The following is a 21996-nucleotide window of genomic DNA, read 5'->3' on the forward strand; positions in this document are numbered from 1 at the left end:
GCTCCCCCGTCCTCCGGGGAGAGCGTGGCGCCGTCCCGTCCTCAGCCGCCGGCGGGGAGCACCGCTTCGTCCCGGCGGCGCAGGATCTCGTCGACGGTCTGCTCCGCCGTCAGCTCGCTGCTGTCCAGCCACAGGCCGAGCCGCGGGGTCTCCTTGCGCAGCACGGCGTCGAGCTGGTCGAGGGTCCACCGGGACCCGTAGGCGACCTTCTCCCGCCCGGACTCGCGCCGCTGCACGGCCTCGACGTCCGGGGTCAGGACCACGAGCCGCACCGTCCGCTCCGGCAGGTACGACAGGAAGGGTTCGAGGTTGTCGCCGAGGATCACGTCCTCGATCACCGTGTGGAAGCCCTCCCGCAGGTAGGAGGCGGCCAGCTGGGCGGCGTGCCGGTAGCGCAGGTGGAGCTGGGCCAGTGCCGCCGCGGTGCGCTCGGCCGTCATCTCCTGGCGCCCGTTGCGCACCATGACCCGCAGCACGTCCCCCTCGACCAGGACGCTGGGGGAGAGGCGGTCGGCGAGCAGCCGGGCCACGGTCGACTTGCCGCTGGCGGAGATGCCCGTCACGACGTACAGGTCTCGCTCGGGGGACTGGGTCATGGTGCGTTCCTCGTCTTTCGGTCGTCGGTGCCGGCGGGGGAGTCGGTAGGGCCGCCGGATGCTTTCGCGGCCCCGGCGCCCGGAGTGCCGTCACCGGCGGCGGCACGCGGGCCGGCCACGCGGACCACGCGGTGGCCACCGGTGCCGCGCGGGGTGAGCACCCGTACCAGGACGTCGTTGGCCAAGGGCTCGATCGCGCCGAGCACCCGGCGGGCGAGGGCCGCCCCGGTGCGGCCGACCACCCCGGACAGCTTCGGTTCGAGCCACGACAGCACCAGGTGCTGCCGCCTCCTGCGCGTCTTCGCCACCCGTTCGACGTAGTCGGGGGTGATGCCGTGCTTGTGCGCGAAGTGTTTCAGGGTGTCCCGGGTCCAGGCGTCGCTCCACCTGAGCAGGAAGTACGGCAGATCGGCCGGCTCGAACGGGGGCGGCGCCAGGTAGCTGATGACGGAGGCCGGCTCGAACCACACCGTGCCGCCGGCGTCCAGGAGCCGCAGGCAGAAGTCCAGGTGTTCCCGGGTGGTGAGCAACCCCTCGTCCATGCCGCCGACCCGCTCCAGGGCGTCGAGCCGCACCAGCGCACAGTGGAACTCGATGATGTCGCAGGACTGGCGCACCAGAGCCTCGGCGGGCACCTCGGCGAGACCGCGCAGGAAGTACCGCTGGGTCTGGCGGAAGGTGCGCTCTCCCCACGCGCCGGAGAACTCCATGTCGCCGCCCGCCATGTGTACCGTCCGCTCGTCGAGCCGGCCCTGGAGATAGAGCGGGCCCACGGCCCAGGCACCGGTCTCCTCGGCGCAGTCGACCAGCGCGGTCAGCCAGCCGTCGGTCAGCAGCACGTCGTTGTCCAGGAAGACGACGTACTCGCCGGACGCGTACCGCACGCCCAGGTTGCGGGCCCGGTTGGGGCTCACGTAGGCGTCGGTGCGCACCAGGGTGAAGTCCCGCAGTCGGGCCTCCTCGGCGAGCAGCCGGGCGGTCTCCGCGGGGGAGTTGACGTCCACGTAGACGAGGTGGAAGGGCTCCGGTGTGTGTTTCCAGAGGTGGTCCAGGGCGGTGCGGGTCTCGGAGAACCGCTCCCGCGCCGTGACGACGACGGTGATCTCGGGCCAGGCCATCAGGGTGCCCCCTCGAAGCCCGCCGCGCGGGCGGTGGTGACGGAGAAGTAACCGAAGGAAGGAGTGCTGGAGACCGAGCCGAACCCCGCCTGCCGCAGCAGGCCGGCGAGTTCGGTCGCGGTGAACTGGTGGCCTCCGGTGGTGGCCGCCATCGCCACGGCGTTGGCGGCGGCGGTCGCCGGGCCGGGCACGGCGTCGTCGAGGAGCATGTCGTGGACGAGCAGCCGGCCGCCGGGACGCAGCGCCTTCCTCGACCGGTCGGCGAGCTCACGGCACCGGCTCACGGACCAGTTGTGCATCACGTCGGCGAGCAGGACCACGTCCGCGGACGGCCAGGGCGTGGTGAACATGTCGCCCTCCACGACCGAGATCCGCCCGTCCAGCCCGGCGTCGCCGACCGCGCGGGACGCGATCGGGCAGACGGAGCCGAGTTCCAGGACGGTCGCGGTGAGTTCCGGGTACCGCCGGGCCAGGGCGATGGCGTAGGTGCCGCGTCCACCGGCGACGTCCAGCACATGGGCCCCGGCGGGGACGCCCAGCGAGGCGGCTCGTTCGGCGAACGCCGTCGCGGCCGCCGCCGAGTGGGCGTGCATGGCGTGGGTGAAGATCTCCGCCTGCCGGGGCACCTCCTGGTGGACCCGCCACAGGGAGCGCTTCCCGTAACCCCTGGGCGCGTCCTCCAGCAGGGCATCGCGGACGGCCGCGCACCTGTCGTCCCAGACCAGGCGGAGCATCGGACCCCAGTCGTCGGGGGCGTCGGGCAGCAGATACCGCCGGGTCACCGCCGTCAGCTCGTAACGGTCGCCCCACCGCTCCAGCAGGTGCAGGGAGGCCAGCAGTTCGAGCACCGACCCGGTCGCCAGCGGCTCGGTGCCGCACGCGACCGAGATCTCGGCCGTGGTGAGCGGTCCGTCGGACAGCCGGGTCAGCAGGCCGACACGGTACGCGGCCGCGAGCGCGGGCAGCTTCCAGTGCCCCAGGACCAGGTCGTGCAGGAGCCGGTCGTCCGGTTCCACGTCGGTGGGTCTCTGACGTGTCGTCATCCGCGGGCGCCCACCTGCTCGCAGACGAGGGTCGCCAGATCGCCGACGGTCACATAGCGGTCGGGACGCAGGGTGTCGTTGTCGAACGCGACGTCGTAGCGCCGCTCGAAGTGCGTCAGCACGAACATCAGGGCGATGGAGTCGAGGGCCAGGTCCGCGAGGACGTCGTCCTCGTGGACCTCGGCGGGCCGGTCCTCGTCCGCCAGCAACTCGCTGATGGTGTCGAGCACTTCCGAGCGCAGGGTTTCAGGGGCGGGAGTCGCGGGATCGTGCCGCGTGGGGCGGGACACCATGCTCACCTCCGGTTCACCGGGACGGGAACGGCTGCCGGGGGCAGCCCCTCCAGGGCTGTGTGAAATCGAGCTGCGAGATCTGCGGGGCCGAGGTCGGCCAGCGGATGCCGGGTCGGCCGGCGCCCGGACCGCGCGATGCGTACGACGACGAGACACGGACCCGGCTCGGCCGTCGCGGCGGCCATGGCCCGGGCCGTCCCGGCCGGTGAGGACGCGAGATGGACGCCCCGGTAGCCCGCGGCGCGCCCCAGCGACCTCCAGTCGGCGGGAGCCGGCACCGGCTGACCGCCGGTGGAGTCGTACGCCCGGTTGTCCAGCACGACATGGATCAGGTTGGCAGGGGCCTGTGCTCCGACGGTGAGCGCCGTGCCCAGGTGCATGACCAGGGCGCCGTCGCCGTCCAGCACGACGACCCGCCGGTCCGGCAGGGACACCGCCGCGCCGAGGCCCAGGGCCACGGCGTGGCCCATCGAGCCCAGCATGTAGAAGTGGGCGGGGGAATCGGCCCGGGTGAACAGCTCCCGGGAGGTGCGCCCCGTCGTCGCGAACACCGCGGCCCCCTGCAGCCAGGGCAGCAGGTCGTCGATGGCCTGGCCCCGGTCGTACCCCCCGTCGTCGGCGTCGCCCGGTTGCCGTTCCTCCACGCGCCCGATCCGGCCACGTGGTACGAGGACGACGTAGGGGCGGCGCTCGGCCCGCGCCCGGTCCGCCGCCTCCCACGCCCGGGCGAGACCGTCGTCCCCCGGTGCCAGCACCTGGTGCCCGACGCCCAGCCGGTCCAGCAGGGGCTCGGTGGTGGGGCCGGTCAGCGAGTGCTGGGGCTCGTCGTCCTCCGGCCGGGGCCAGCCGCGCAGGGTCATGAAGATCACGGCGGGGATGGCGAAGGTGTCGACGAGCGAGGTCAGCGGGTTGATCAGGTTGCCGAAGCCGGAGTTCTGGACCAGCACCGTGCTCCGGCGGCCGGCCAGTTCGGCGCCGGCGGCGATGGCCAGGGCGGCGCCCTCGTTGGCCGCCGGCACATAGCGTCCCGGCTCCCGGGCCAGCAGGGCCAGCGGTCCCTGCAGCCAGCCGCAGGGCACGCCGGTCACCAGCTCGACGCCGTGCGCGTCCAGTTCCGCGCAGAACCGCTCGGCGGAGATCACCGGACCACCTCCTCGGCCGGCCGGGCCGGTGCGGCGAGGACCGCCGGCAGCGGCTCCATGCTGTTGACCGCGGCGGCTCGCAGACCGTGGCTCCGGGCGAGCGAGGCCACCGCCTGACCGGGGCCGAGGTCGAGCACGACGTGCACGCCGTGTGCGGCGACGCTGTCCAGGCACAGGTCCCAGCGCACCTGGGCGGCGACCTGATCGCCCAGCTCGGCGCGGATCTCCCGCGCGTCGGTCAGGGGACGGCCGGTCAGGTTGCTCAGCACCGGGACCGCGGGCCGCGCCACGGGCAGCCGGCCGGCCAGCGTCCGCAGGCGGTCCCGTACCGGTGCCATGAGGCTCGAGTGCGCGGCGAGTCCGGTGCGCACGTCGGCGACCTTCCGCGCCCCGAGGGCGTCGGCGTGCTCGCGCAGCCAGTGGACCGCCGCGCGGTCCCCGGACACGACCAGGTGGCGGGTGCCGTTGCGGCAGCCGATGGTGAGCACTCCGAGCTCCGCCGGGCACTGCGCGCACATCCGCGTCACCCGGTCGTGATCGGCGCCGACGATCGACAGCATGCCGCCGGGTCGTCGCGTGGACTCGGCCGCCATGAGCCGGGACCGCTCCCGGACGAACTCCAGCGCCTCCTCGGCCGTCAGCGCACCGGCGCAGACCAGGGCGGTGAAGTGTCCGAGACTGTGGCCGCCGGCCAGCACCGGGGGCCGCCATGCCGCACCCTGGTGTTCGACGAGGGCCGCGAAGGCCAGCAGGCCCGTCACGAACACGGCCGGATACGCGAGCTCGACCGAACGCAGTTGGCGGGGGGTGCCGTCCACACAGACGTCGCGCAGCGGGACGTCGCAGGCGGCCTCCAGGCGGGCCAGCAGGTCACGGGCGGCGGGCGACCGCGCCAGCAGGCGAGCGGCCATGCCCGGCCGTTGGGTGCCGGCACCCGGGAACAGCGCGGCGTACGGCCGCTGGGACAGGACCCGGCCGAGCGGGGCGTCGGCGGCGCTCATCGGACCGCCTCGCCGGTGCCGGTCCGCGTCCGCAACGCCTGTCCGAGCCGGGTGAGTTCGCCCTCCAGCAGCGCGGAGTCCGCCACCTCCGGGCCGTAGGCCAGGAAGGCGGGTGCCTCCAGCCGTTCGCCGAGCGGGGCGCCTTCCGCGAGGCCCGGTGTGCGGTACCGGCCGCCGGCGGCGGCGACCAGTGCCGCTCCGGCCGCGACGTCCCAGGACCGCGTGCCCAGGTTGCAGGCCAGCTGTCCCCGTCCGACCGCCGTGTAGGCGAGGGCGAGCGCGGAGGAGCCGATCCGCCGCACGTCGTACTCGCGCACCAGCCGTCCCCACAGCGCGAGTTCCCGCTCGTCGGGATCGGAGCCGCCGCGGGGGAAGTCGGTCAGCAGTACGGCGGGTCCGCCGACGGAGGGGGTGGGGGTGACCGGGCGGCCGTTGAGCGCGAGCGCACCGGACACGCTGGTGAACGCCTCGTCCCGCACCGGGTCGTAGACACAGGCGGCGACCAGCCGGTCCTCCAGCGCGGCGGCGATCGAGACGCAGAACAGCGGCAGTCCGTGCGCGAAGTTGTTGGTGCCGTCGATGGGATCGACGTACCACCGGATGGCTCCCGAGCCGTGGTCTCCGCCTTCCTCGCCGGTGACCGCGGAGTCCGGGTGGCGGGCGAGCAGGGTCTCCACGATGGCCGTCTCGGCCCGCAGGTCGTACTCGGTCACCAGATCGTGCGCCCCCTGCTTGGACTGGGTCCGCACGGTCGCGGCGCGGGCCGCCAGCAGGATGCGGCCCGCCCGGTGACAGGCCAGCACGGCCGTCTCCAGCAGCTTCCGCGGCTCGTGGCGGGCCGTCACGGGGCCGGCTCTTCCGCCACCAGCTGCCGCAGTTCCGGGTCGGCCGCCACGAGTGCGGTGAGGTAGTCCTCGCCGTCGTGGGACCCGAAGTAGTGGCAGATGACCCGCTCAGGCAGCTCGGGCAGCCACTCCAGGCGTCCCGACCGGTACGGTTCACCGAGGTCGCGTACGAGTCCCGGGCCGAGCCGCCCCGCCATCAGCGAGTACAGCATCTGGGTGACGAACCGCGGCCGGGGCAGTATGTCCGGTGCCGTGCGCCGCATCAGCCCTTCCAGATGAGCCGGGTCGAAGAACGTGGCCGCTTCCGCCGCGACGAAGCCGCAGCACATGTCGCCGACGAACGGGCGTCCGGGTACCGCGTCCGGCAGCCAGTGGATCCCCTTGGGCTGCCAGCCGCGCTCCGGTGAGTAGAGCAGCGCGGCCGGTTCCGCCCCGGTCGCCCAGTCGACCAGCCGGTCGGGCCGGTTGAGGAACACCACGTCGGAGTCCATGCCGATCACCCGGGGACTGCCGGCCAGCACGAAGTAGTCCACGAGCTGCATGATCCGCGGGTTGCCACGGCGGGTGTGCAGCACGAGCGGGTAGTCGGCGAGGGCCTCTTCGACGTGCGCGTCCGCCTCCGCCCGGGAAACGACCCGGACGGCGCCCAGTGCGCCCAGCCGGGCGTGGTCACCGGCGTCGAGTGTCCCGTCGTCATGGAGCACCACGGCGGGAGCCGTCCAGAACCGGGCCAGGGACCGCAACGCCACCAGACATCGGTCCACGTGCCGGTGGGAGAGCAGGGTGTGCACCTCCACGGGGGCCTCGCCGGTGAAGTGCGGGGCCGGCGGGGACGTGTCAGACCGCGACATGGTCCGCCTCCTCGGCCCGCGTGCCCAGGGGCAGCCACCGCCGTTCCTGCGCGGCCCGGTACGTCGCCTCGATCGTGGCGACCAGATCGCGTCCGTGGCGCAGCGAGTGCGCGTACGGGTCGTCGCGGTCGGCCAGTCGGCTCCTGATCTCCTCGTACAGACCCTCGGTGATCATTCCCCGCTCCCGGGGCACGTCCCAGCTCCGGACCAGCCGCCCGTCCCGGTACAGGCGGACCGCCAGCGGGACCGCGCTGTAGTCACCGGCGGCGGCGTCGAAGTCCAGTCGCAGACGGCCCTGTTCACCTCTCACCTCGAAGGCGACCGGACCGTGCCCGGTGCCGACGGCGAGCGAGACGTGGACGTCACCGTGCCGATAGTGCGCGAAGCACTCGCGGTCGAACGGCGGCGCGGGGTCGAACTCGGCGGTCGCCATCACCTCGGTGGGCGCCCGGCCGGCGAGAAGCTCGGCCAGGTACAGGGCGTGCCACCCGGTGTCCACGAGCCGGCCGCCGCCCGACAGGGCCCGGTCGTGACGCCAGCCGGGGCGGAACTCCTCCGCGCCGTCCCAGGGATACGACCCGAGACAACTGATCAGGACGGAGCGCACCGGGCCGATGTGGCCTTCCCGTACCAACCGGGTCAGAAGACGGTACTCCGGGAAGAAGGCGTAGTTGTGGGTCATGAAGACCCGGGCACCGGTCCTCGCGGCCTCCGCCAGCAACGCGTCCGCCTCCTCGACCGAGTTGGCGAGGGGCTTCTCGCAGAGCACCGCGACCCCGGCCTCTCCGAGAGTGCGCAGTTCGGCGGAGCGAACGGACGGTGGCGTGGCCAGCAGCACCAGGTCGGGCCGGGCGCGCTCCACCAGCTCGGTCGTGTCGCGGTACGCCGGTACCGGCTGACCCGCCGCCTCCGCCTGTGCGGCGAGCCGGCGCGCTCTCTCCGGCACCAGATCGACGAGTCCGGCCAGGTGCAGGCCGGGCGTCCGCAGCAGAACCGGCAGATGCCCCTGCTCCACGATCTGACCGCATCCGACCACTCCGACTCTCACGATGATGCCTCCCCCGAGAGGTTTCCGGCCGGCCCGGCGGCCCGAGCCAGGGCTTCATCCTGCGACCGGAAGCCACCGCGCACCGTGATCGATCAGCGCGCGTTATCAATGACCCGGCGGCGCAGGATTACTTGACCATGCATGGACACGGGGTCACACTGGAGCGATGATCATTCGACTCCGCCTCGTCGCCCGACGGCACGTCGACCTGCAGCGGCAGGCGAGCGCCCTCTGTACCAGCTGAGACGGATCCGCCTGTCCGCGGCACGGCGGACGGCCTTCTGACGGCCGCGCAACGCTCTTCTCCCCGATTCACCGGATCGCGTCGGCACGCGGCGTGAATCGCTCAAGCGTACGTTCACTCTCTCCTGCTGCTCCGCCATGACGCGACCACGCAGAGGCTCGGGACAGCCGTCGCTGCCGTCCCCGCACCCCGGCCCTCCCATGGCTGTGAAGCGCAGACGATCGCACGGGGGTCGAACCATGGAATTGCGTCAGATCGAATTCTTCGTCACCGTCGCCGAGGAATTACATTTCGGACGCGCCGCCCGCAGACTCCATGTGGTGCAGCCGGCGGTGAGTCAGCAGATCCGGCAACTGGAGCGCGGTCTGCGCGTGAAGCTGTTCGACCGGTCCACGCGGCGGGTGTGTCTGACGGAAGCGGGCGAAGCCCTCCTGCCGGCGGCGCGTGCCGTCCTGCTGACGATGCAGGAGACCGAGCTCATCGCCGCGCGCTACGCGTCCTCCCGAGGAACGTCCCTGCGCATCGCCACGTCCCTGCGCAGCCGCGCCCGTCTCCAGCTGGCCGCGGACACGCTGATGCAGAGCCGCCCCGGGCTGACGGTCCACCTGGTGGACGTCTCCGACAGGACACGGCTGGATCTCGTACGCACCGGGGCACTGGACGCGGCCATGGTCGACCACCCCGTGCCTCCCACTCCCGGCCTGATGCTGCACCGGCTGAGATGGCGACCCGTGCTCGCGGCTCTGCCGCGTTCCTGTCCGCTGGCCGAGCGGGAAAGTGTCGGTGTGGAGGCGCTGGGGGAACTCCCGATGCGTCAGATACCTTCGGCCTTCCATCTGACGCTGGTCGAACTGATCGTCTCGGCCCGGCGGCGCCTCGGGCTGGAGTCGATTCCTGTCCGGTACGCGAAGTCGGTGCGGGAAGCGCTCGACGGCATCGCCCGGCACGGCGACTCCTGGACGGCCGTGCAGTACGAGTTCGTGGATGTCGCGCAATTCCCGGGCATCTGCTTCCGGGCACTGAGCGTCGACGGCATGGCGGCACAGTCGGGCATGGTGACTCGCTCGACTCCGTCCGAACAGGTCCTGGCACTCCTGGACAGTTGCACCTCGTCGTTGGATCGTGCGGTGTAGCCGCGCCTCCGACGACCGGGGCCGGTCGGACAGAGCCCTTCAGGGAAGAAAGACGAGCCGGGCTTGTCGTCCATGGTCCGATGCCGGACGCGGGTCGGACGTGCTGAGTCTCTCCGGAGTTCACCGGACGTCTTTCCGCGGTTCACCGGAGAGCGAAGCGGCCTCCGGTCCTCGGCCGTCCTCCGCGGCGATCCGCAGCGATGACGACCCTACGGCGTCCGAGGTACCGCTGGGGTGTCCGCCACTGCTTGTGTTCTCCCTCGCGCTTGCGGTCGCGGCGACGCGGGCGGCTCAGAAGGTGTCGAGCGCGCCCACGGCCGCACGGACGTGGGCCGACCCGAGACGCGGCCGCTCTCCGGCGCACCACCAGGAGAGCTGCCCCTCCACCTCGCGCGCGTGCATGCCCAGGTTGTGTTCGACGCACAGGGGCCACGCCTGCCACAGACGCTCAGCGACGGTGTCCTGCGCGGCGTCGGCGACGATCGCCAAGGCATGAGCAAGGTCTTCGGCCACCTTCGGGTAGAGGTGACCGCCGTGCCACTCGCCATTGGCCAGCGCAACGTATACATACTCCGGCTCGCCCGCCTCGTAGGAAGGCTGGGCCACCAGTTGCAGGGGCCCCTGCTCAGGAAGAGTCACCGCCAGGTCCCGGTTGAGGAGCGCAAGAGCCGCGTCCCACAAGGGGTACTCGCCCGGCGAGACGCGACGGAGCCCGGGATCGTCCAAGAGCGCATGCATGGGGCCATCCTCCCCGACGGATCGACCCCCCTCGCGCACCGGGTCGGGGCGTGGCCGGGTGGTCCGGTCAACCGGCGTCGGGCAGCGGTCGCCGGGTCACCTCGTGGGCCTCGTCCGGCGGGACGCCGAGCATGCGCAGGACCATCTCGGCCAGGTCGGAGGCGGCCTCGTCGCCGTCGAGGTCGGGGCGGGCCAGCCGCAGCGCCACGAGTGACATCAGGGTGCCGCCCATGGCGGACAGGGCGGTGGTCGCGTTGCGGCAGGTGAAGCGGCCCGACGCGATGCCGTTCTCCAGGTCCCGCAGGGCTCGCGGGGCGAGTCCGCGGTCGGAGTGCACGTAGGCAAGACCGCGGTCGCGCAGGATCCGCATGAGTTCGGGATGGGAGTCGGCCATCCGGGCGGTGAGCCGGAAGCCCACGGCGACGAGCTCGGCCGGGTCGTCGATGCCCTGTACGCGCTCGTCGATGACCTGCCCGAACTCGTCCAGGGCGTCTGTCACCGCGGCGTCGAACAGCTCCGTCTTGGACTCGAAGTGGTTGTAGAAGGAGCCGAAACCGACGTCCGCGCGCTCGGCGATGGCCTGGATGCTGGCGCTGGTGTCCCCGGTCTCGGCGAGGATCTGGCGGGCCGCACGGACCAGCGCCTGACGGGTCTCGGCACGGCGCCTCTCGAAGCGGTTCCTGGGCGGGGCTGACGTCGGCATACGGCGATGGTAACAACCGTAGCGATGAGTCCGCCATCAGTGATGAGATCATCAATTATTTGAGTCCATCCTATTGACGATGGGTAACGGCAATGTTGATGATTTCCTCAATCAGCAGTGTTGCTTGGAGGACACCATGTCCCACACCCCCGTCGACAGGGCCGCGCCCCGGACACCCCACCAAGACCTCCACAGTGAGCAGGGAGCCCTGCGCGGAGAGCACCCGGGACGTTCCCGGAACCCCGTGATCAAGGTGGCGGATCTGGCCTGGCTCGAGTTCGAGAAGCCCGACCTGGACAGGGCCGAGGTCTTCGCGCGTGACTTCGGGTTCGCGATCGCCGCCCGCACCGAGGAGGAGCTGTGGCTGCGCGGGACCTTCGCGGGCTCACCCTGCATGCTGATCCGGCGTGGGCGTGCGTCCCGGTTCGTCGGGCCGGCGTTCCGTGCGGCCGAGCGGGCCGACCTGGACCGGCTGGCCCGCGCCACCGGCAGCAGCGTCCGGGACATCGGCGTGCCGGGCGGTGGGCGGTCGGTCGCCCTGCTCGATCCCTCCGGCCTGCCGGTCCGGGTCGTGCACTGCGCCGAGCAGCTGCCGGCGCTGCCCGAGCAGGAGCCGCTGATCCTCAACTTCGGTACCGATCACCGTCGTACGAACGCCACCCAGCGTCCACCCCGTGAGCCGTCCCGTATCCAGCGATTGGGCCATGTGGTGCTGGAGACACGGGTGTTCGCCCGCACCCTGGACTGGTACCTGGACACCCTCGGGATGATCGTGTCCGACTTCCTCTTTCTGGACGGGCAGCGCGGGCGCGGGCCGACGATGGCGTTCATCCGGTGCGACCAGGGGAGCGTGGCCGTCGACCACCACACGCTGGCCCTGCACCTGGGGCCCGGTACCGGTTACGTCCACTCCGCCTACCAGGTCACCGACCTCGACGCGATCGCCGCCGGCGGCGAGTACCTGGCCGAGCGCGGCTACCGGCGCAGCTGGGGCATCGGCCGGCACATCCAGGGCAGCCAGCTGTTCGACTACTGGCGCGACCCCGACCACGTCATGCTGGAGCACTTCGCCGACGGCGACCTGTTCTCCTGCGACCTGGAGCCCGGCTGGGCACCGATGTCGGGGAGCGGCCTGGCCCAGTGGGGCCCGCCGGTCACCCGCGACTTCCTGGGCGCCACCCCTTCCCCCGCCAAGCTGCGCGAGGTCATGGCGGCCCTGCGCGACGACAACGAACTCGACCCCGCACGCCTGCTGGGCCTGATGAAAGCGATGAACTCATGAGCACCAACGTCCTGCGCACCCCCGACGGCTGGTGGGCCGTCCGGGACGAGCGCGCCGTCCGCATCGACACCAAGGCCGTGACCACCGCCGAACTGCTCGCCGACCGCGCCGCGGTCCGCGAGGCCGCCGCCTCCGCCGAGAGCGGCACGCCCGTCATCGACCTGGTGGCGCTGCCTCCGGTCACCACCCCGTGCCGGGTGGTCGCCCAGATGGTCAACTACCGCAGTCACGCCAAGGAGTCGGGCTTCACCGGCGACATCCCGCCCACCTTCTTCCGCAAGGCGTCCGGCTCGGTCAGCGGCCCGCACGACGCGATCATCCGCCCCGCGCACGTGAAGTTCCTCGACTACGAGGTGGAACTCGGCCTCGTCATGGGCGCGACCCTGCCCGTGGGTACCGTCGTCGAGGAGCAGGACGTGCCGCGCTACGTCGCCGGCCTCGTGCTGACCAACGACGTCAGCGCTCGCGACGTCCAGCTGACCAAGACCCAGTTCTACGAGAGCAAGTCCTATCCGACCTTCACACCGACGGGGCCGTACCTCGCCCTGCTGGAGCCCGAGGACTTCACCCATCTGCTGAACCTGCGGCTGCGGCTGTCGGTCAACGGCGTGTCACGCCAGGACCGCACGCTGGCCGACATGATCGTGCGGCCCGCACAGGCGCTCACGCTGCTCGCCCGCTTCCAGACCCTCGACCCGGGCGACCTGCTGCTGACCGGCACGCCCGGCGGCACTGCCCTGAAGGCCCCGCCCGCGCCGGTCGCGAAGATCAGCGCCCTGCTGCCGCCCGCACTGAAGTGGAAGGCGTTTTTCAAGGGACAGGCCAAGAACCCCCGCTACCTGCGCAGCGGTGACCTCGTCACCGCCACGATCGCCACCCCGGACGGGCGGATCGAGCTCGGCGAGCAGCGGACCTCCGTCACGGACGCGCCGTGAAGGCCGCATCCCGGCGACCGGTGGTGATCATCGGTGCGGGGCCCGTCGGGGTCACGGCTGCCCTCCTGCTCGCCCGGCACGGAGTGCGCAGCCTGCTCCTCGAACGCCACCGGGACATCTACCCCCTGCCGCGCGCCGTCGTCGTGGACGACGAGATCCGCCGGGTCCTGCAGAGCGTCGGTGTGCACGAGGAGTTCGCCGCCCTCGCCCGCCCGGCGCCCGGGCTGCGACTGCTGGACCCCCGGCGCCGCGTGATCACCGAGTTCCCGCGGTCCCTCCACGGACACCACGGCTTCCCGCAGACCAGCATGTTCGACCAGCCCGAGCTGGAACGCCTGCTGCGCGACGCCCTGGCGCGCCGCCCGGAGTGCGAGCTGTGGAGCGGGGTGGAGGTCGTGTCCGTCACCCAGGACGCCGACGGGGCCGCTCCGGCGCGGGTGACCTTCCGACGTGCGGGCGGAAACGAGGAGGAGCACCTGTGGGCCGACGCGGTCCTCGGCTGCGACGGTGCGGGAAGCCTCACCCGTGACGCCATCGGCGCCGTATGGGAGGACCTGCGCTTCGAGGAGAGCTGGAGGGTCATCGACGTGCGCACCAGCCTCCCGGTGCGCACGTGGGAAGGCGCGGAGCAGATCTGCAGCCCCAGACGGCCGGCCACCTTCATGCGCGTCGGCGAGAACCGCTACCGCTGGGAGTTCCGGCTGGCCGACGATCAGCACCTGGACGGCCCGGACGGTGGGGAGCGCCTGCGCGAGCTGGTCGCCCCCTGGGTGGACCTGCCGTCCGACGCCTCGTCGGGCGGCGACTTCGAAGTGATGCGGCAGGCGCAGTACACCTTCCGGGCCCGTCTCGCCGACCGCTGGCGCAGGGGGCGTGTCTTCCTGCTGGGCGACGCCGCCCACCTCACCCCGCCCTTCGTCGGGCAGGGTCTGTGCGCGGGCCTGCGCGACGCCCACAACCTCACCTGGAAGCTCGCCCGGGTGCTCCGACAGGGCGCACACGAGGGGCTGCTGGACACCTACGAACGCGAGCGCAAGCCGCACGCCCGCCATGTGATCCGCTTGGCGGTCGCCGTCGGCTGGGCCATGACCGGCGGACAGGACCGCGGTGCGGCGTTCCGCCGGGCCGTCGTGGGCACGGCCTGCCGCATCCCCGGTGTGACCGCGGCGGTGAGCCGTGACCTCAGCCCCGCCCTGACCGCCGGTCCACTCGTACCGCGCCGCCGCAGGCTCACCGGCCGCGTGCTGCCCGGCACCTTCTGCCCGCAGCCCTGGGTACGGCGCGACGGCACACGTGTGCGCCTCGACGACGTCCTCGGGGACTCCTTCGCCGTCCTGACCGCCGTGCCGCCCACGGCGCGGATGGCGGCCGTGGCCACGGCACTGGGCGCCTCGACGATTCACGTCGACGACCTGGGCGACGACGGCACCCTGACCGGCTGGCTGACACGCGGCCGTGCCGACGCCGTCCTGCTGCGCCCCGACCGCGTCGTACTGGACACCGTCCCGGCCGGCACCGGCGACTTCACGGACACCGTCGCCTGGGCACCCCTGCTGCACACCTCCCGCCGTACCGCCGACGTCCGGCCCGCCTGACGAGGAGCACCACACATGTCCACCCCGCCGCCCGCACCGTATCCGGAACCCTTCTTCACTCCTGACCCGAAGTCGGCCGCGCACAGCCGCATCGCCGACTTCGCCCGATGGGCGGCCCGGCACCGGGGCGCCGAAGGGATCCAGGACCCCACGGACTACCGAGCCCTGCACCAGTGGTCCGTCACCGACCTCGCAGGGTTCTGGGCCGCGGTGTGGGAGTACTTCGACATCGACGCGACGACCTCGTACGAGCGGGTGCTGGCCGAGGAGACCATGCCCGGCGCCCGCTGGTTCCCCGGCGCCACCCTCAACTACGCCCACCACGCGCTGCGCAACCTGCAGCCGGACGCTCCCGCGATCACCGCCCTGGACGAGACCGGAGCCTGCTACGAGATCACGGGCCGTGAGCTGCGCGCCCAGGTCGCCTCCGTCGCTGCCGTCCTGCGCGATCTGGGAGTCGGACAGGGCGACCGGGTGGTGGGCTACCTGCCCAACACCCCGCACGCCGTCATCGCCTTCCTCGCCACCGCCAGCCTGGGCGCGGTGTGGTCGGTGTGCGGCCAGGACTACGCACCGAAGGCCGCCGCCGACCGCTTCGCCCAGCTCGAACCCACGGTGCTCATCACCGCGGACGGCTACCTCTTCAACGGCGTCACTCACGACCGCCGGACCGCCTCGCTCGAACTCGCCGCCGCCCTCCCGACGCTGAAGGCCACGGTGCTCGTGGACCACGTGGGCCTGGCCTGGCCCGAGGACGGGGACTCGGAGCCGACGGTTGCCTGGGAGGACGCGGCCACCCGCGTCGAGCACCTCCACATCGCCCCGGTGCCCTTCGACCACCCTCTGTGGGTCGTCTTCTCCTCCGGTACCACCGGCCTGCCCAAGGGCATCGTCCACGGGCACGGCGGGGTGCTGCTCGAACACCTCAAGACGCTCGGCCTGCACACCGACCTCGGCACCGGGGACCGTCTGCTGTGGTACACCACCACCCACTGGATGATGTGGAACCTGGTGGTCTCCACCCTGCTGACCGGTGCCACCACCTGCACCTACGACGGCAGCCCCGCGCCGGCGGCGCGCCCCGACCTCCTGTGGGAGCTGGCGTCCCGCCACCGCGTCACCGTCTTCGGCACCAGCCCCCAGTACCTGCTGGCTATGGCCAAACTGGGCATCGAACCCTCCGCGCACGACCTGTCGGCCCTCCGCGCCGTCGGCTGCACCGGCTCCGCCCTGCCCGCCTCCGCCTACCCCTGGGTCCGTGATCATGTGGGCGCAGGAATCCAGCTGGCCTCCACCAGCGGCGGCACGGACATCGTCTCCGGATTCGCCGGCAGCGCCTCCACGACCCCCGTCTGGGCGGGGGAGCTGTCCGCCCCCGGCCTGGGCGTGGCGCTGGCTGCCTACGACGCGACGGGCACCCCCGTCCTCGACCGGGTCGGCGAACTGGTCGTCACCCGCCCCATGCCGTCCATGCCACTGTACTTCTGGGGCGACCCCGACGGCAGCCGCTACCGCGACGCCTACTTCAGCGCCTACCCCGGTGTGTGGCGGCACGGCGACTGGATCACGCTCACCTCGCACGGCTCGGTGATCGTCCACGGCCGCTCCGACGCCACCCTCAACCGCAACGGCGTACGCCTGGGCAGCGCCGACATCCATGATGTCGTCGAACGCCTCCCCGAGATCACCGAGGCCCTCGTCGTCGGCGCGGAGGAGCCCGACGGCGGCTACTGGATGCCGCTCTTCGTGGTCCTCGCCGACGGGGTCGGCCTGGACGACTCCCTGCGCGACCGGATCCGCGACGCGATCCGCGCCGGCGCCTCTCCCCGCCACGTCCCCGACGAGATCATCGCTGTGGCGGCGCTCCCGCACACGAAGACCGGCAAGAAGCTCGAGGTTCCCGTCAAGCGCCTGCTCCAGGGTGCGCCCGCCGAGCAGGTCCTGAACCCCGCGGCGGTCGACGACCCTGACCTGATCGCCTACTTCGCCCGCCTGGGCGCGGAGCGGAACAAGCGCTCGGCGCCTCGCGCGTGAGTCGGCCAGGGGACTGCGGGCCCACCTGGCGGCCCCGGGTCCTGGTGCCCCGCGCGCCCGGTGAGGGCCGGGGCCCGCACGCTCGACGGCGGTGAGCGGGCGGGCCCCGAAGCGAGCGGATGGGTCAGGAGGTGGTGCAGGCGGCGCCGTTCAGGCTGAAGCCGGAGGGCGCGGCGAAGGCGCCGGAGTAGCTGCCCTGGAAACCGAAGGACACCTGGCCGCCGGGCGCGATCTGCGCGTTGTACGCGAGGCCGCTTCCCGTCACCGCTCCCGATGACGGGGAGACGCCGGCGTTCCAGCTGCTGGTGATCTGCTGTCCGGCGGGCAGGGTGAACGCCAGCTTCCAGCCGTTGACGGGGGAGGAACCGGTGTTGGTGACGGTGACGTCGGCGGTGAAGCCGCCCTGCCAGACATGCGTCGAGTAGGCCACCTTGCAGGCCGTGGGGCTGCCGGGGTCGCCGGGGTTGCCGCCGGTGTCGACCGTGGAGGAGAACGAGGACACGGCGAGGCCGGTGCCGTCCCGCCAGGGCTCGAAGCCCGCCTGAACGCTGGTCAGGTACCAGCTGTTCTGCGCCAGTCCGCGGGAGACGGCCTGCCGGGCGAAGTCCATGACGTCGAAGTTCCAGCTGGTGATCGCCGACGGTGCGACGAAGGACAGCACGTCGTTGGAGCCGTTGTTGCCGGACCACACCTGCCACTGGCGCCCGGCCACGGTGGCCGTGCCGACCTGCGAGCCCACGGGCTGAACGGATCCGACCTTGTTGAACCAGATCATGATCTCGGTCCGGTTGACGCCGTCGGTGCGGGGCGTGGGGTCGAGCCAGATGTCGTACGCGGCGTCGTACACCGCGTTGCCGACATAGCTGTAGCTGATGCCGGTCGGCGCGCTGGAGATGGTGCTGAGCTGGGCCGGAAGGTTCGTGCCGGGCGAGCAGTTGGTGTAGTGGCAGCCGTTGTAGACGGACGGGTAGGACTTCGGGGCGCCGTTCGTGGGTACCGAGCCGTCGGCCTGGGTGATCCTGAATCCCGAGTCGGTGGCGGTGATGCACTGGGCCTCGCTGGTGCCCCAGCGGTTGTTCTGGACGACGTAGCGGCCCTGGATCGTCGTCGAGCCGAACTGTTCGCAGATGGCGGTGTCGGCCCGCGCCACCGGGGCGGTGGTCAGCAACGCGGCCAGCGAGACGAGCGAGGTGAGCAGGGCGCCTAACAGGCCACGCGCGCTACGGGCGGGGGGCGGTGACGGTCGCATGCGGATCCTTTCCGAAGGGGTGGGGGAGTAGGTGCGGGAGCGCTCCCACCGCGCGAGGATGGGAGCGCTCCCAATCCCTCGGTTTCGGCAGGGACACTAGGGAGGCTTCATGTTCCTGACAAGACTGTCGGCGTGAACCACTCGAAGTGTTTTCGAAGCCGCAGGTCGGAGAAGTGGGCGCCCCGTCGCTCTCCGACACCCTGCGGGCCGTGGGCGACACCCCCGCCGCCCGGCGCCCCACCCGCCGTGGGAGCGCTCCCAAACATGCTGGGTTCCTCTACGGCGGTCAGGCCGACTCGCGCACCACCAGCTCCGTACGGAGGATGACGTGGCGCCAGGCCATGGCCGGCTCTTCGACCTCCTCAAGGAGCAGCCGGACCATGGCCCGCCCGATCTCCTCCAGCGGCTGGCGAACCGTGGTCAGTCGCGGCTCGGTCTGCTGGGCCAGCGGAAAGTCGTCGAAGCCGATCACGGCGACGTCCTCGGGCACCCGCCGTCCCGCCGTGCGCAGCGCCCGAAGAGCCCCCGCCGCCGTGGTGTCCGACGCGGCGATGACGCCGTCGATCTCCGGGTGCCGTTCGATGAGCTCGGCCATGGCGCGGCGCCCGCTCTCTTCGGTGAAGTCGCTCTCGGCGATCCAGGACGGCTCGCCCTCGAGACCGGCCATCGCCAGGGCCTCCTGGTAGCCGCGCAGTCGGCACCGGGCGACGTGCATGTCGAGTGGCCCGGTGATGGTGGCGATCGCTCTGCGGCCCCGTTTCAGCAGGTGGGCCACGGCGCTGCGGGCCCCGCCGACGTTGTCCGCGTCGACGTAGCTGACGTACTCGTCGCCCGAGCGGCGTCCCAGCAGTACGGTCGGCAACCCGGCCTCGACGAGCATGTCCGGCAGTTGATCGCCGGCGTGCACGGACACCAGCAGGGCTCCGTCGACCCGGCCGCCACGCGCGTACTCGAGGAAGCGCTGCCGCTCGGCGTCCGAGCGGACCAGAGTCAGCAGCAGTTGCATCCCGGTGTCCGCCAGCGCGTCCCCGAGTGAGCGGACGATCTCGGAGAAGAACGGCTCCGCGAACTGCCTCCAGTCCGGCTCCGTCAGGACCAGGGCGACGGCGTCGGCCCGCTGCCCCGCCAGGGACCGGGCCGCGAGATTGGGTACGTAGCCCAGTTCCTCGATGGCTTGCCGCACGGCCCGGCGCGTCGACTCCTTCACCCCGGCGGCGTTGTTGATGACGCGGGAGACCGTGCCCCGTCCCACCCCGGCGTGGGCGGCCACCTCCTCCAGCGTCGGCGCGCCAGGGCGTCGCCTGCCCATAACCACCTCCCCACGAGATCACCGATCTTACGGCCCGAAGGGACCGGGCACCCAGCTTCTGCTGTGCGTGGCCGCGCGGCCGGGGGCCACGCGCCGGAAAGCCGACCGGCCATGCCACGAGCGAGGATCCGCACCCGCTCCACCGTCCGGCAGCGGACCGAGGGCACCCGCGGTGCCGGCTCCCGCACCGCCGCCCCGGCCACGGTCTTCGAACGTGTCGAGTCCGCCCGGCGACGGTGGCGAGCCGTGAGCGCATCCCGCCCCGTCGCCCTCGTCCGCGAGGGAGCCCGATGCGAACGCGGCCACCTGGTCGAACGCCTCCGAGCCCGCGCGGGATGAACGGCCGCAGCCGATGCCGGCCATCGGCCACGGCGCCGGCTCACGGCCGCGGGAAGCGGGCGCGCATCGCATCGACGCAGGTGTCCCGGGACGTGGGACCGCCGAACCGGAGACGGTCATAGGCGGTGAACGCCGGCTCCAGGGCGTCGAGTTCATCGATCAGGGCGTGCAGCCGGTCCGCCCACCGCGCCGAGCCGGCCTCCGGCTCCTTCGCTGCGGCACCGATCGCGGTCGTCAGGTGATCCTTGCGCTGGATGGTGGCCGGGGTCACCGAGTGCAGGCACACGTACTGTCCGCTGAGATACGCGTTCCACTCCGCCTTCCCGGTGACCGGGTCGGCCCAGTGGGCGGTGAACCACGCTTCGAGCTTGTCCGTGCCACCCGCTTCGTCGGCGAGAGCGAACAGATCGGCCGGCACCATCTCGGCACCGTCGGAGCGCAGATATCCCGGAAGCGGCAGACGCTGCTCCAGCATCGTCCGGCGGACCGCGTCGCTGTCGCCGCCATGGGCCGCGCACAGTTCCTCCAGGTCGATGAACTGTGCGCTGACATACGCATCGTCGGCATCGGTCATCGGATGGTCGCCGTTGATCTCGCGGAACCGCTCGGCGAGCTGCTGCTTCAGGGTTGTCTCCGACATGGGTGCTCCTCCGGTCACCGGCGCGGGGGTTCTCCCGCACCGGATTCCGCACCGTAACGGCCGGACGGTTCGGTGCTCACCGAACCATCGCGCCGCGGGCGGGAAGGGGGAGCCGGCGATCGTCTCCGACAGCCCGCCCGCGGCCCGCGACGGTGGCAGCCGCGCCGCCGCTCTGCTCGACACGTCACATTTCCGTACGCCGTACGGCTTGCTAGCATACACTGTATGGAAAGAGTGAAGCGTACCCCCAGAGGTACTCGGAAGAGGGATGTGCCTCTGACCGAGGCAGGGATCTGCGCCTCGGCCCTGCGGCTCATCGACGCCGACGGGGTCGAGGCGCTCACGATGCGCAAACTCGCCGCCGTGCTGGACGCGAACCCGATGTCGCTGTACCACCACGTGCCGAACAAGGAAGCGTTGCTGCGTGGCGTGGCGAGAAGGGTCGGCGCCCGGTTCCGTACCGTGGCGCTGGAGGACGCTCCCTGGCAGGAGCGCATGCGCCTGCTCGCCACGGATTTCCGGACGCTGGCCCACCGCCATCCCCGTCTCATGGCCTACTCGTTCAGCCGGCCGGACTTCATCCAGGCCGAAGATCCCTTCTGGGTCGCGCTCACCGCCGTACTGGATGCCGCGGGGGTGCCGCGGTCGGAGATCCCGCAGCTCGCCGCGCTCGTGTGTGCCGTCGTCAGCGGCGTGATGATCGCCGAGCTCAACGGCGCGCTCCACCGGTGGTCGAGCCTCCGGCCCCTCACCCCCGCCTCCGGCGAGGACGGGCCGACGGACGAGGACTCCGGCGAGGACCGGATGTTCCGCCTGGTGCTGGACACGATCATCAGCGGCCTGGAAAGCCGGCTCACGGACGATCGGGCCGGCGGACGCGACGGCCGGCCCCCGCGGGACTCCCGGCGTCCCTCCGCACGCATCCCCCGTCAACTCCGCCCGCCGACCGCACACCCCCGAGGGGGGTCCCAGGAAATTCCCGTCTCGGACACGGCGGCCGGTCTCGACACCGGAGGGCAGTGACGGCCCCGGGTCCGGTCACGCCGCTGACGAGGGGCAGCACCCTCGGGCCGTACCGTGCCGCCGGGACGGTGGGCGCGGAGGGGGCCGGGTGGAGAACCGGGTGATCAGTGCGTTGGTGCCTTCCGTCACGCCCGCTCGCGGACTCCCGTGACGCGGTTCTCCACTCCGGCGACCGCTGCGTCCAGCGCGGAGTCGAACATCGTGTCGATCACGTCCTTGGAGGGCGGGGGTGCTTCCTCCCCGTCGGGGCCCGGCGGCGCCGGTGGCAGGGTGGCCCACCGCTGCAGTGCTCCGTTCAGTTCGCCGAGCAGCAGGCCCGTGAACACGCCGACCAGGGTCGCGGCGACGCGCGGAATCTCCTCGGCGGGCAGTTTCGCGGCGGCCAGGATGTCGATCAGTGCCTGCCAGAAGGGGTCCTCCGGCTGCACGTAGTCGGGGCGCGTGAAGGAATACCCCATCAGTTTCGGGTGACGGAGCGACAGTTCGCGGAAATCCCGGGCCAGTTCACGCAGCCGGTCCTGCCACGGGACGTCTCCCCGCTCCTCCGCGCTGAACTGCGAACCGACCCGGTGGGCCACGCCGCGCAGCACGGCGTCCTTGTTCGGCACGTGGTGATAGAGCGACATCGGGTTCGCGTCGAGCGCGGTCGCGAGTTTGCGCATCGTGAGCGCCTCGACCCCGTCGGCGTCGATGAGCCGCAACGCCATGGCGTAGATGCCGTCCTTGGTGAGCGGTACGTCCCTCTTCCTCGTGCCCCGAGGGGGCTTCCGTGCAGTCGCCATACGCTGTATGGTACCAGCGTCGGCGGCGTCGGCGAAGCGCGCCCTGGCCAGGG

General features: G+C 72.0%; 22 protein-coding genes. 7 read left to right on the forward strand and 15 right to left on the reverse strand.

Annotated features, from left to right (window positions below):
* Positions 1-41 precede the first annotated feature (41 nt).
* From ACZ7KF_RS05310 to ACZ7KF_RS05350, 9 genes are all read right to left on the reverse strand, one after another.
* Complete coding sequence (locus ACZ7KF_RS05310; RefSeq protein WP_471069611.1) at positions 42-596, reverse strand: AAA family ATPase; 555 nt, start codon at positions 594-596, stop codon at positions 42-44.
* Positions 593-1714 carry a glycosyltransferase family 2 protein gene (locus ACZ7KF_RS05315; RefSeq protein ID WP_471069612.1) on the reverse strand — a complete coding sequence of 374 codons (1122 nt, stop codon included), beginning with the start codon at positions 1712-1714 and terminating at the stop codon, positions 593-595. The genes ACZ7KF_RS05310 and ACZ7KF_RS05315 overlap by 4 nt, the downstream gene beginning before the upstream one ends.
* A complete protein-coding gene (locus ACZ7KF_RS05320) occupies positions 1714-2757 on the reverse strand; it encodes a methyltransferase (protein ID WP_471069613.1) in 1044 nt (347 codons plus the stop codon). The genes ACZ7KF_RS05315 and ACZ7KF_RS05320 overlap by 1 nt, the downstream gene beginning before the upstream one ends.
* Positions 2754-2987, reverse strand: coding sequence for a phosphopantetheine-binding protein (locus ACZ7KF_RS05325; RefSeq protein ID WP_471069614.1), 234 nt, complete (start codon positions 2985-2987; stop codon positions 2754-2756). The genes ACZ7KF_RS05320 and ACZ7KF_RS05325 overlap by 4 nt, the downstream gene beginning before the upstream one ends.
* Positions 2988-3052: 65 nt before the next feature.
* On the reverse strand, positions 3053-4192 hold the full coding sequence (gene aepY / locus ACZ7KF_RS05330; protein WP_471069615.1) for a phosphonopyruvate decarboxylase: 1140 nt from the start codon (positions 4190-4192) through the stop codon (positions 3053-3055).
* Positions 4189-5193, reverse strand: coding sequence for an ACP S-malonyltransferase (locus tag ACZ7KF_RS05335; RefSeq protein ID WP_471069616.1), 1005 nt, complete (start codon positions 5191-5193; stop codon positions 4189-4191). The genes aepY and ACZ7KF_RS05335 overlap by 4 nt, the downstream gene beginning before the upstream one ends.
* Complete coding sequence (locus ACZ7KF_RS05340; RefSeq protein ID WP_471069617.1) at positions 5190-6038, reverse strand: inositol monophosphatase family protein; 849 nt, start codon at positions 6036-6038, stop codon at positions 5190-5192. The genes ACZ7KF_RS05335 and ACZ7KF_RS05340 overlap by 4 nt, the downstream gene beginning before the upstream one ends.
* Positions 6035-6889, reverse strand: a complete 855-nt coding sequence (locus tag ACZ7KF_RS05345) for a hypothetical protein (protein WP_471069618.1) — start codon at positions 6887-6889, stop codon at positions 6035-6037. Before ACZ7KF_RS05345 ends, ACZ7KF_RS05340 begins: the two co-directional genes overlap by 4 nt.
* Complete coding sequence (locus ACZ7KF_RS05350) at positions 6876-7937, reverse strand: Gfo/Idh/MocA family protein (protein ID WP_471069619.1); 1062 nt, start codon at positions 7935-7937, stop codon at positions 6876-6878. The genes ACZ7KF_RS05345 and ACZ7KF_RS05350 overlap by 14 nt, the downstream gene beginning before the upstream one ends.
* A 166-nt stretch (positions 7938-8103) precedes the next feature.
* Here ACZ7KF_RS05350 and ACZ7KF_RS05355 point away from each other — a divergent pair, with 166 nt between their 5' ends.
* Complete coding sequence (locus ACZ7KF_RS05355; protein ID WP_471070009.1) at positions 8104-8181, forward strand: putative leader peptide; 78 nt, start codon at positions 8104-8106, stop codon at positions 8179-8181.
* Positions 8182-8420: 239 nt separating this feature from the next.
* Positions 8421-9314, forward strand: a complete 894-nt coding sequence (locus tag ACZ7KF_RS05360) for a LysR family transcriptional regulator (protein ID WP_471069620.1) — start codon at positions 8421-8423, stop codon at positions 9312-9314.
* Between the two features lie 291 nt (positions 9315-9605).
* On the opposite strand, the gene ACZ7KF_RS05365 is transcribed toward ACZ7KF_RS05360, so the two are convergent.
* A complete protein-coding gene (locus ACZ7KF_RS05365) occupies positions 9606-10052 on the reverse strand; it encodes a hypothetical protein (RefSeq protein WP_471069621.1) in 447 nt (148 codons plus the stop codon).
* Positions 10053-10119: 67 nt separating this feature from the next.
* Positions 10120-10755, reverse strand: coding sequence for a TetR/AcrR family transcriptional regulator (locus tag ACZ7KF_RS05370; protein WP_471069622.1), 636 nt, complete (start codon positions 10753-10755; stop codon positions 10120-10122).
* A 136-nt stretch (positions 10756-10891) separates the two neighbouring features.
* On the opposite strand from ACZ7KF_RS05370, the gene ACZ7KF_RS05375 reads away from it, so the two are divergent.
* Genes ACZ7KF_RS05375 through ACZ7KF_RS05390 form a run of 4 tightly spaced genes read left to right on the forward strand, consistent with a single transcriptional unit; the run spans position 10892 to position 16601 of the window.
* Positions 10892-12037 (forward strand): VOC family protein, encoded by a 1146-nt coding sequence (locus ACZ7KF_RS05375; RefSeq protein WP_471069623.1) that lies wholly within the window; start codon positions 10892-10894, stop codon positions 12035-12037.
* The gene (locus ACZ7KF_RS05380; protein WP_471069624.1) at positions 12034-12972 is read left to right on the forward strand and encodes a fumarylacetoacetate hydrolase family protein; all 939 of its coding nucleotides are present in this window, start codon (positions 12034-12036) and stop codon (positions 12970-12972) included. Before ACZ7KF_RS05375 ends, ACZ7KF_RS05380 begins: the two co-directional genes overlap by 4 nt.
* Positions 12969-14567: a bifunctional 3-(3-hydroxy-phenyl)propionate/3-hydroxycinnamic acid hydroxylase MhpA gene (gene mhpA / locus ACZ7KF_RS05385; RefSeq protein WP_471069625.1), complete on the forward strand. Its 1599-nt coding sequence runs from the start codon at positions 12969-12971 to the stop codon at positions 14565-14567. The genes ACZ7KF_RS05380 and mhpA overlap by 4 nt, the downstream gene beginning before the upstream one ends.
* A 15-nt stretch (positions 14568-14582) precedes the next feature.
* Complete coding sequence (locus ACZ7KF_RS05390; protein WP_471069626.1) at positions 14583-16601, forward strand: acetoacetate--CoA ligase; 2019 nt, start codon at positions 14583-14585, stop codon at positions 16599-16601.
* Positions 16602-16725: 124 nt separating this feature from the next.
* Here the strand turns inward: ACZ7KF_RS05390 and ACZ7KF_RS05395 are convergent, their stop codons facing one another.
* From ACZ7KF_RS05395 to ACZ7KF_RS05405, 3 genes are all read right to left on the reverse strand, one after another.
* Entirely contained in the window at positions 16726-17850 is a 1125-nt protein-coding gene (locus ACZ7KF_RS05395) for a glycoside hydrolase family 12 protein (protein ID WP_471069627.1), read from the reverse strand.
* Positions 17851-18136: 286 nt separating this feature from the next.
* Positions 18137-19159, reverse strand: coding sequence for a LacI family DNA-binding transcriptional regulator (locus ACZ7KF_RS05400; RefSeq protein WP_471069628.1), 1023 nt, complete (start codon positions 19157-19159; stop codon positions 18137-18139).
* A 379-nt stretch (positions 19160-19538) separates the two neighbouring features.
* Positions 19539-20138: a DUF6058 family natural product biosynthesis protein gene (locus ACZ7KF_RS05405; RefSeq protein ID WP_471069629.1), complete on the reverse strand. Its 600-nt coding sequence runs from the start codon at positions 20136-20138 to the stop codon at positions 19539-19541.
* Between the two features lie 270 nt (positions 20139-20408).
* On the opposite strand from ACZ7KF_RS05405, the gene ACZ7KF_RS05410 reads away from it, so the two are divergent.
* Entirely contained in the window at positions 20409-21161 is a 753-nt protein-coding gene (locus ACZ7KF_RS05410) for a TetR/AcrR family transcriptional regulator (protein ID WP_471069630.1), read from the forward strand.
* A 125-nt stretch (positions 21162-21286) separates the two neighbouring features.
* Here ACZ7KF_RS05410 and ACZ7KF_RS05415 read toward each other — a convergent pair whose 3' ends face one another.
* Entirely contained in the window at positions 21287-21943 is a 657-nt protein-coding gene (locus ACZ7KF_RS05415) for a TetR/AcrR family transcriptional regulator (protein WP_471069631.1), read from the reverse strand.
* Between the last annotated feature and the right edge of the window lie 53 nt (positions 21944-21996).

It is taken from the genome of Streptomyces sp. NPDC038200 (genome assembly GCF_055600785.1).

Excerpts from the sequence above, each read along its gene's own strand:
- ACZ7KF_RS05370 (WP_471069622.1), bottom strand. The coding sequence starts at position 10,755 with ATGCCGACGTCAGCCCCGCCCAGGAACCGCTTCGAGAGGCGCCGTGCC.
- ACZ7KF_RS05360 (WP_471069620.1), top strand. The coding sequence starts at position 8,421 with ATGGAATTGCGTCAGATCGAATTCTTCGTCACCGTCGCCGAGGAATTA.
- ACZ7KF_RS05415 (WP_471069631.1), bottom strand. The coding sequence starts at position 21,943 with ATGGCGACTGCACGGAAGCCCCCTCGGGGCACGAGGAAGAGGGACGTA.
- ACZ7KF_RS05405 (WP_471069629.1), bottom strand. The coding sequence starts at position 20,138 with ATGTCGGAGACAACCCTGAAGCAGCAGCTCGCCGAGCGGTTCCGCGAG.
- ACZ7KF_RS05320 (WP_471069613.1), bottom strand. The coding sequence starts at position 2,757 with ATGACGACACGTCAGAGACCCACCGACGTGGAACCGGACGACCGGCTC.
- ACZ7KF_RS05375 (WP_471069623.1), top strand. The coding sequence starts at position 10,892 with ATGTCCCACACCCCCGTCGACAGGGCCGCGCCCCGGACACCCCACCAA.
- ACZ7KF_RS05400 (WP_471069628.1), bottom strand. The coding sequence starts at position 19,159 with ATGGGCAGGCGACGCCCTGGCGCGCCGACGCTGGAGGAGGTGGCCGCC.
- ACZ7KF_RS05345 (WP_471069618.1), bottom strand. The coding sequence starts at position 6,889 with ATGTCGCGGTCTGACACGTCCCCGCCGGCCCCGCACTTCACCGGCGAG.
- ACZ7KF_RS05395 (WP_471069627.1), bottom strand. The coding sequence starts at position 17,850 with ATGCGACCGTCACCGCCCCCCGCCCGTAGCGCGCGTGGCCTGTTAGGC.
- ACZ7KF_RS05365 (WP_471069621.1), bottom strand. The coding sequence starts at position 10,052 with ATGCATGCGCTCTTGGACGATCCCGGGCTCCGTCGCGTCTCGCCGGGC.
- ACZ7KF_RS05380 (WP_471069624.1), top strand. The coding sequence starts at position 12,034 with ATGAGCACCAACGTCCTGCGCACCCCCGACGGCTGGTGGGCCGTCCGG.
- ACZ7KF_RS05315 (WP_471069612.1), bottom strand. The coding sequence starts at position 1,714 with ATGGCCTGGCCCGAGATCACCGTCGTCGTCACGGCGCGGGAGCGGTTC.
- ACZ7KF_RS05390 (WP_471069626.1), top strand. The coding sequence starts at position 14,583 with ATGTCCACCCCGCCGCCCGCACCGTATCCGGAACCCTTCTTCACTCCT.
- ACZ7KF_RS05310 (WP_471069611.1), bottom strand. The coding sequence starts at position 596 with ATGACCCAGTCCCCCGAGCGAGACCTGTACGTCGTGACGGGCATCTCC.
- ACZ7KF_RS05335 (WP_471069616.1), bottom strand. The coding sequence starts at position 5,193 with ATGAGCGCCGCCGACGCCCCGCTCGGCCGGGTCCTGTCCCAGCGGCCG.
- ACZ7KF_RS05355 (WP_471070009.1), top strand. The coding sequence starts at position 8,104 with ATGATCATTCGACTCCGCCTCGTCGCCCGACGGCACGTCGACCTGCAG.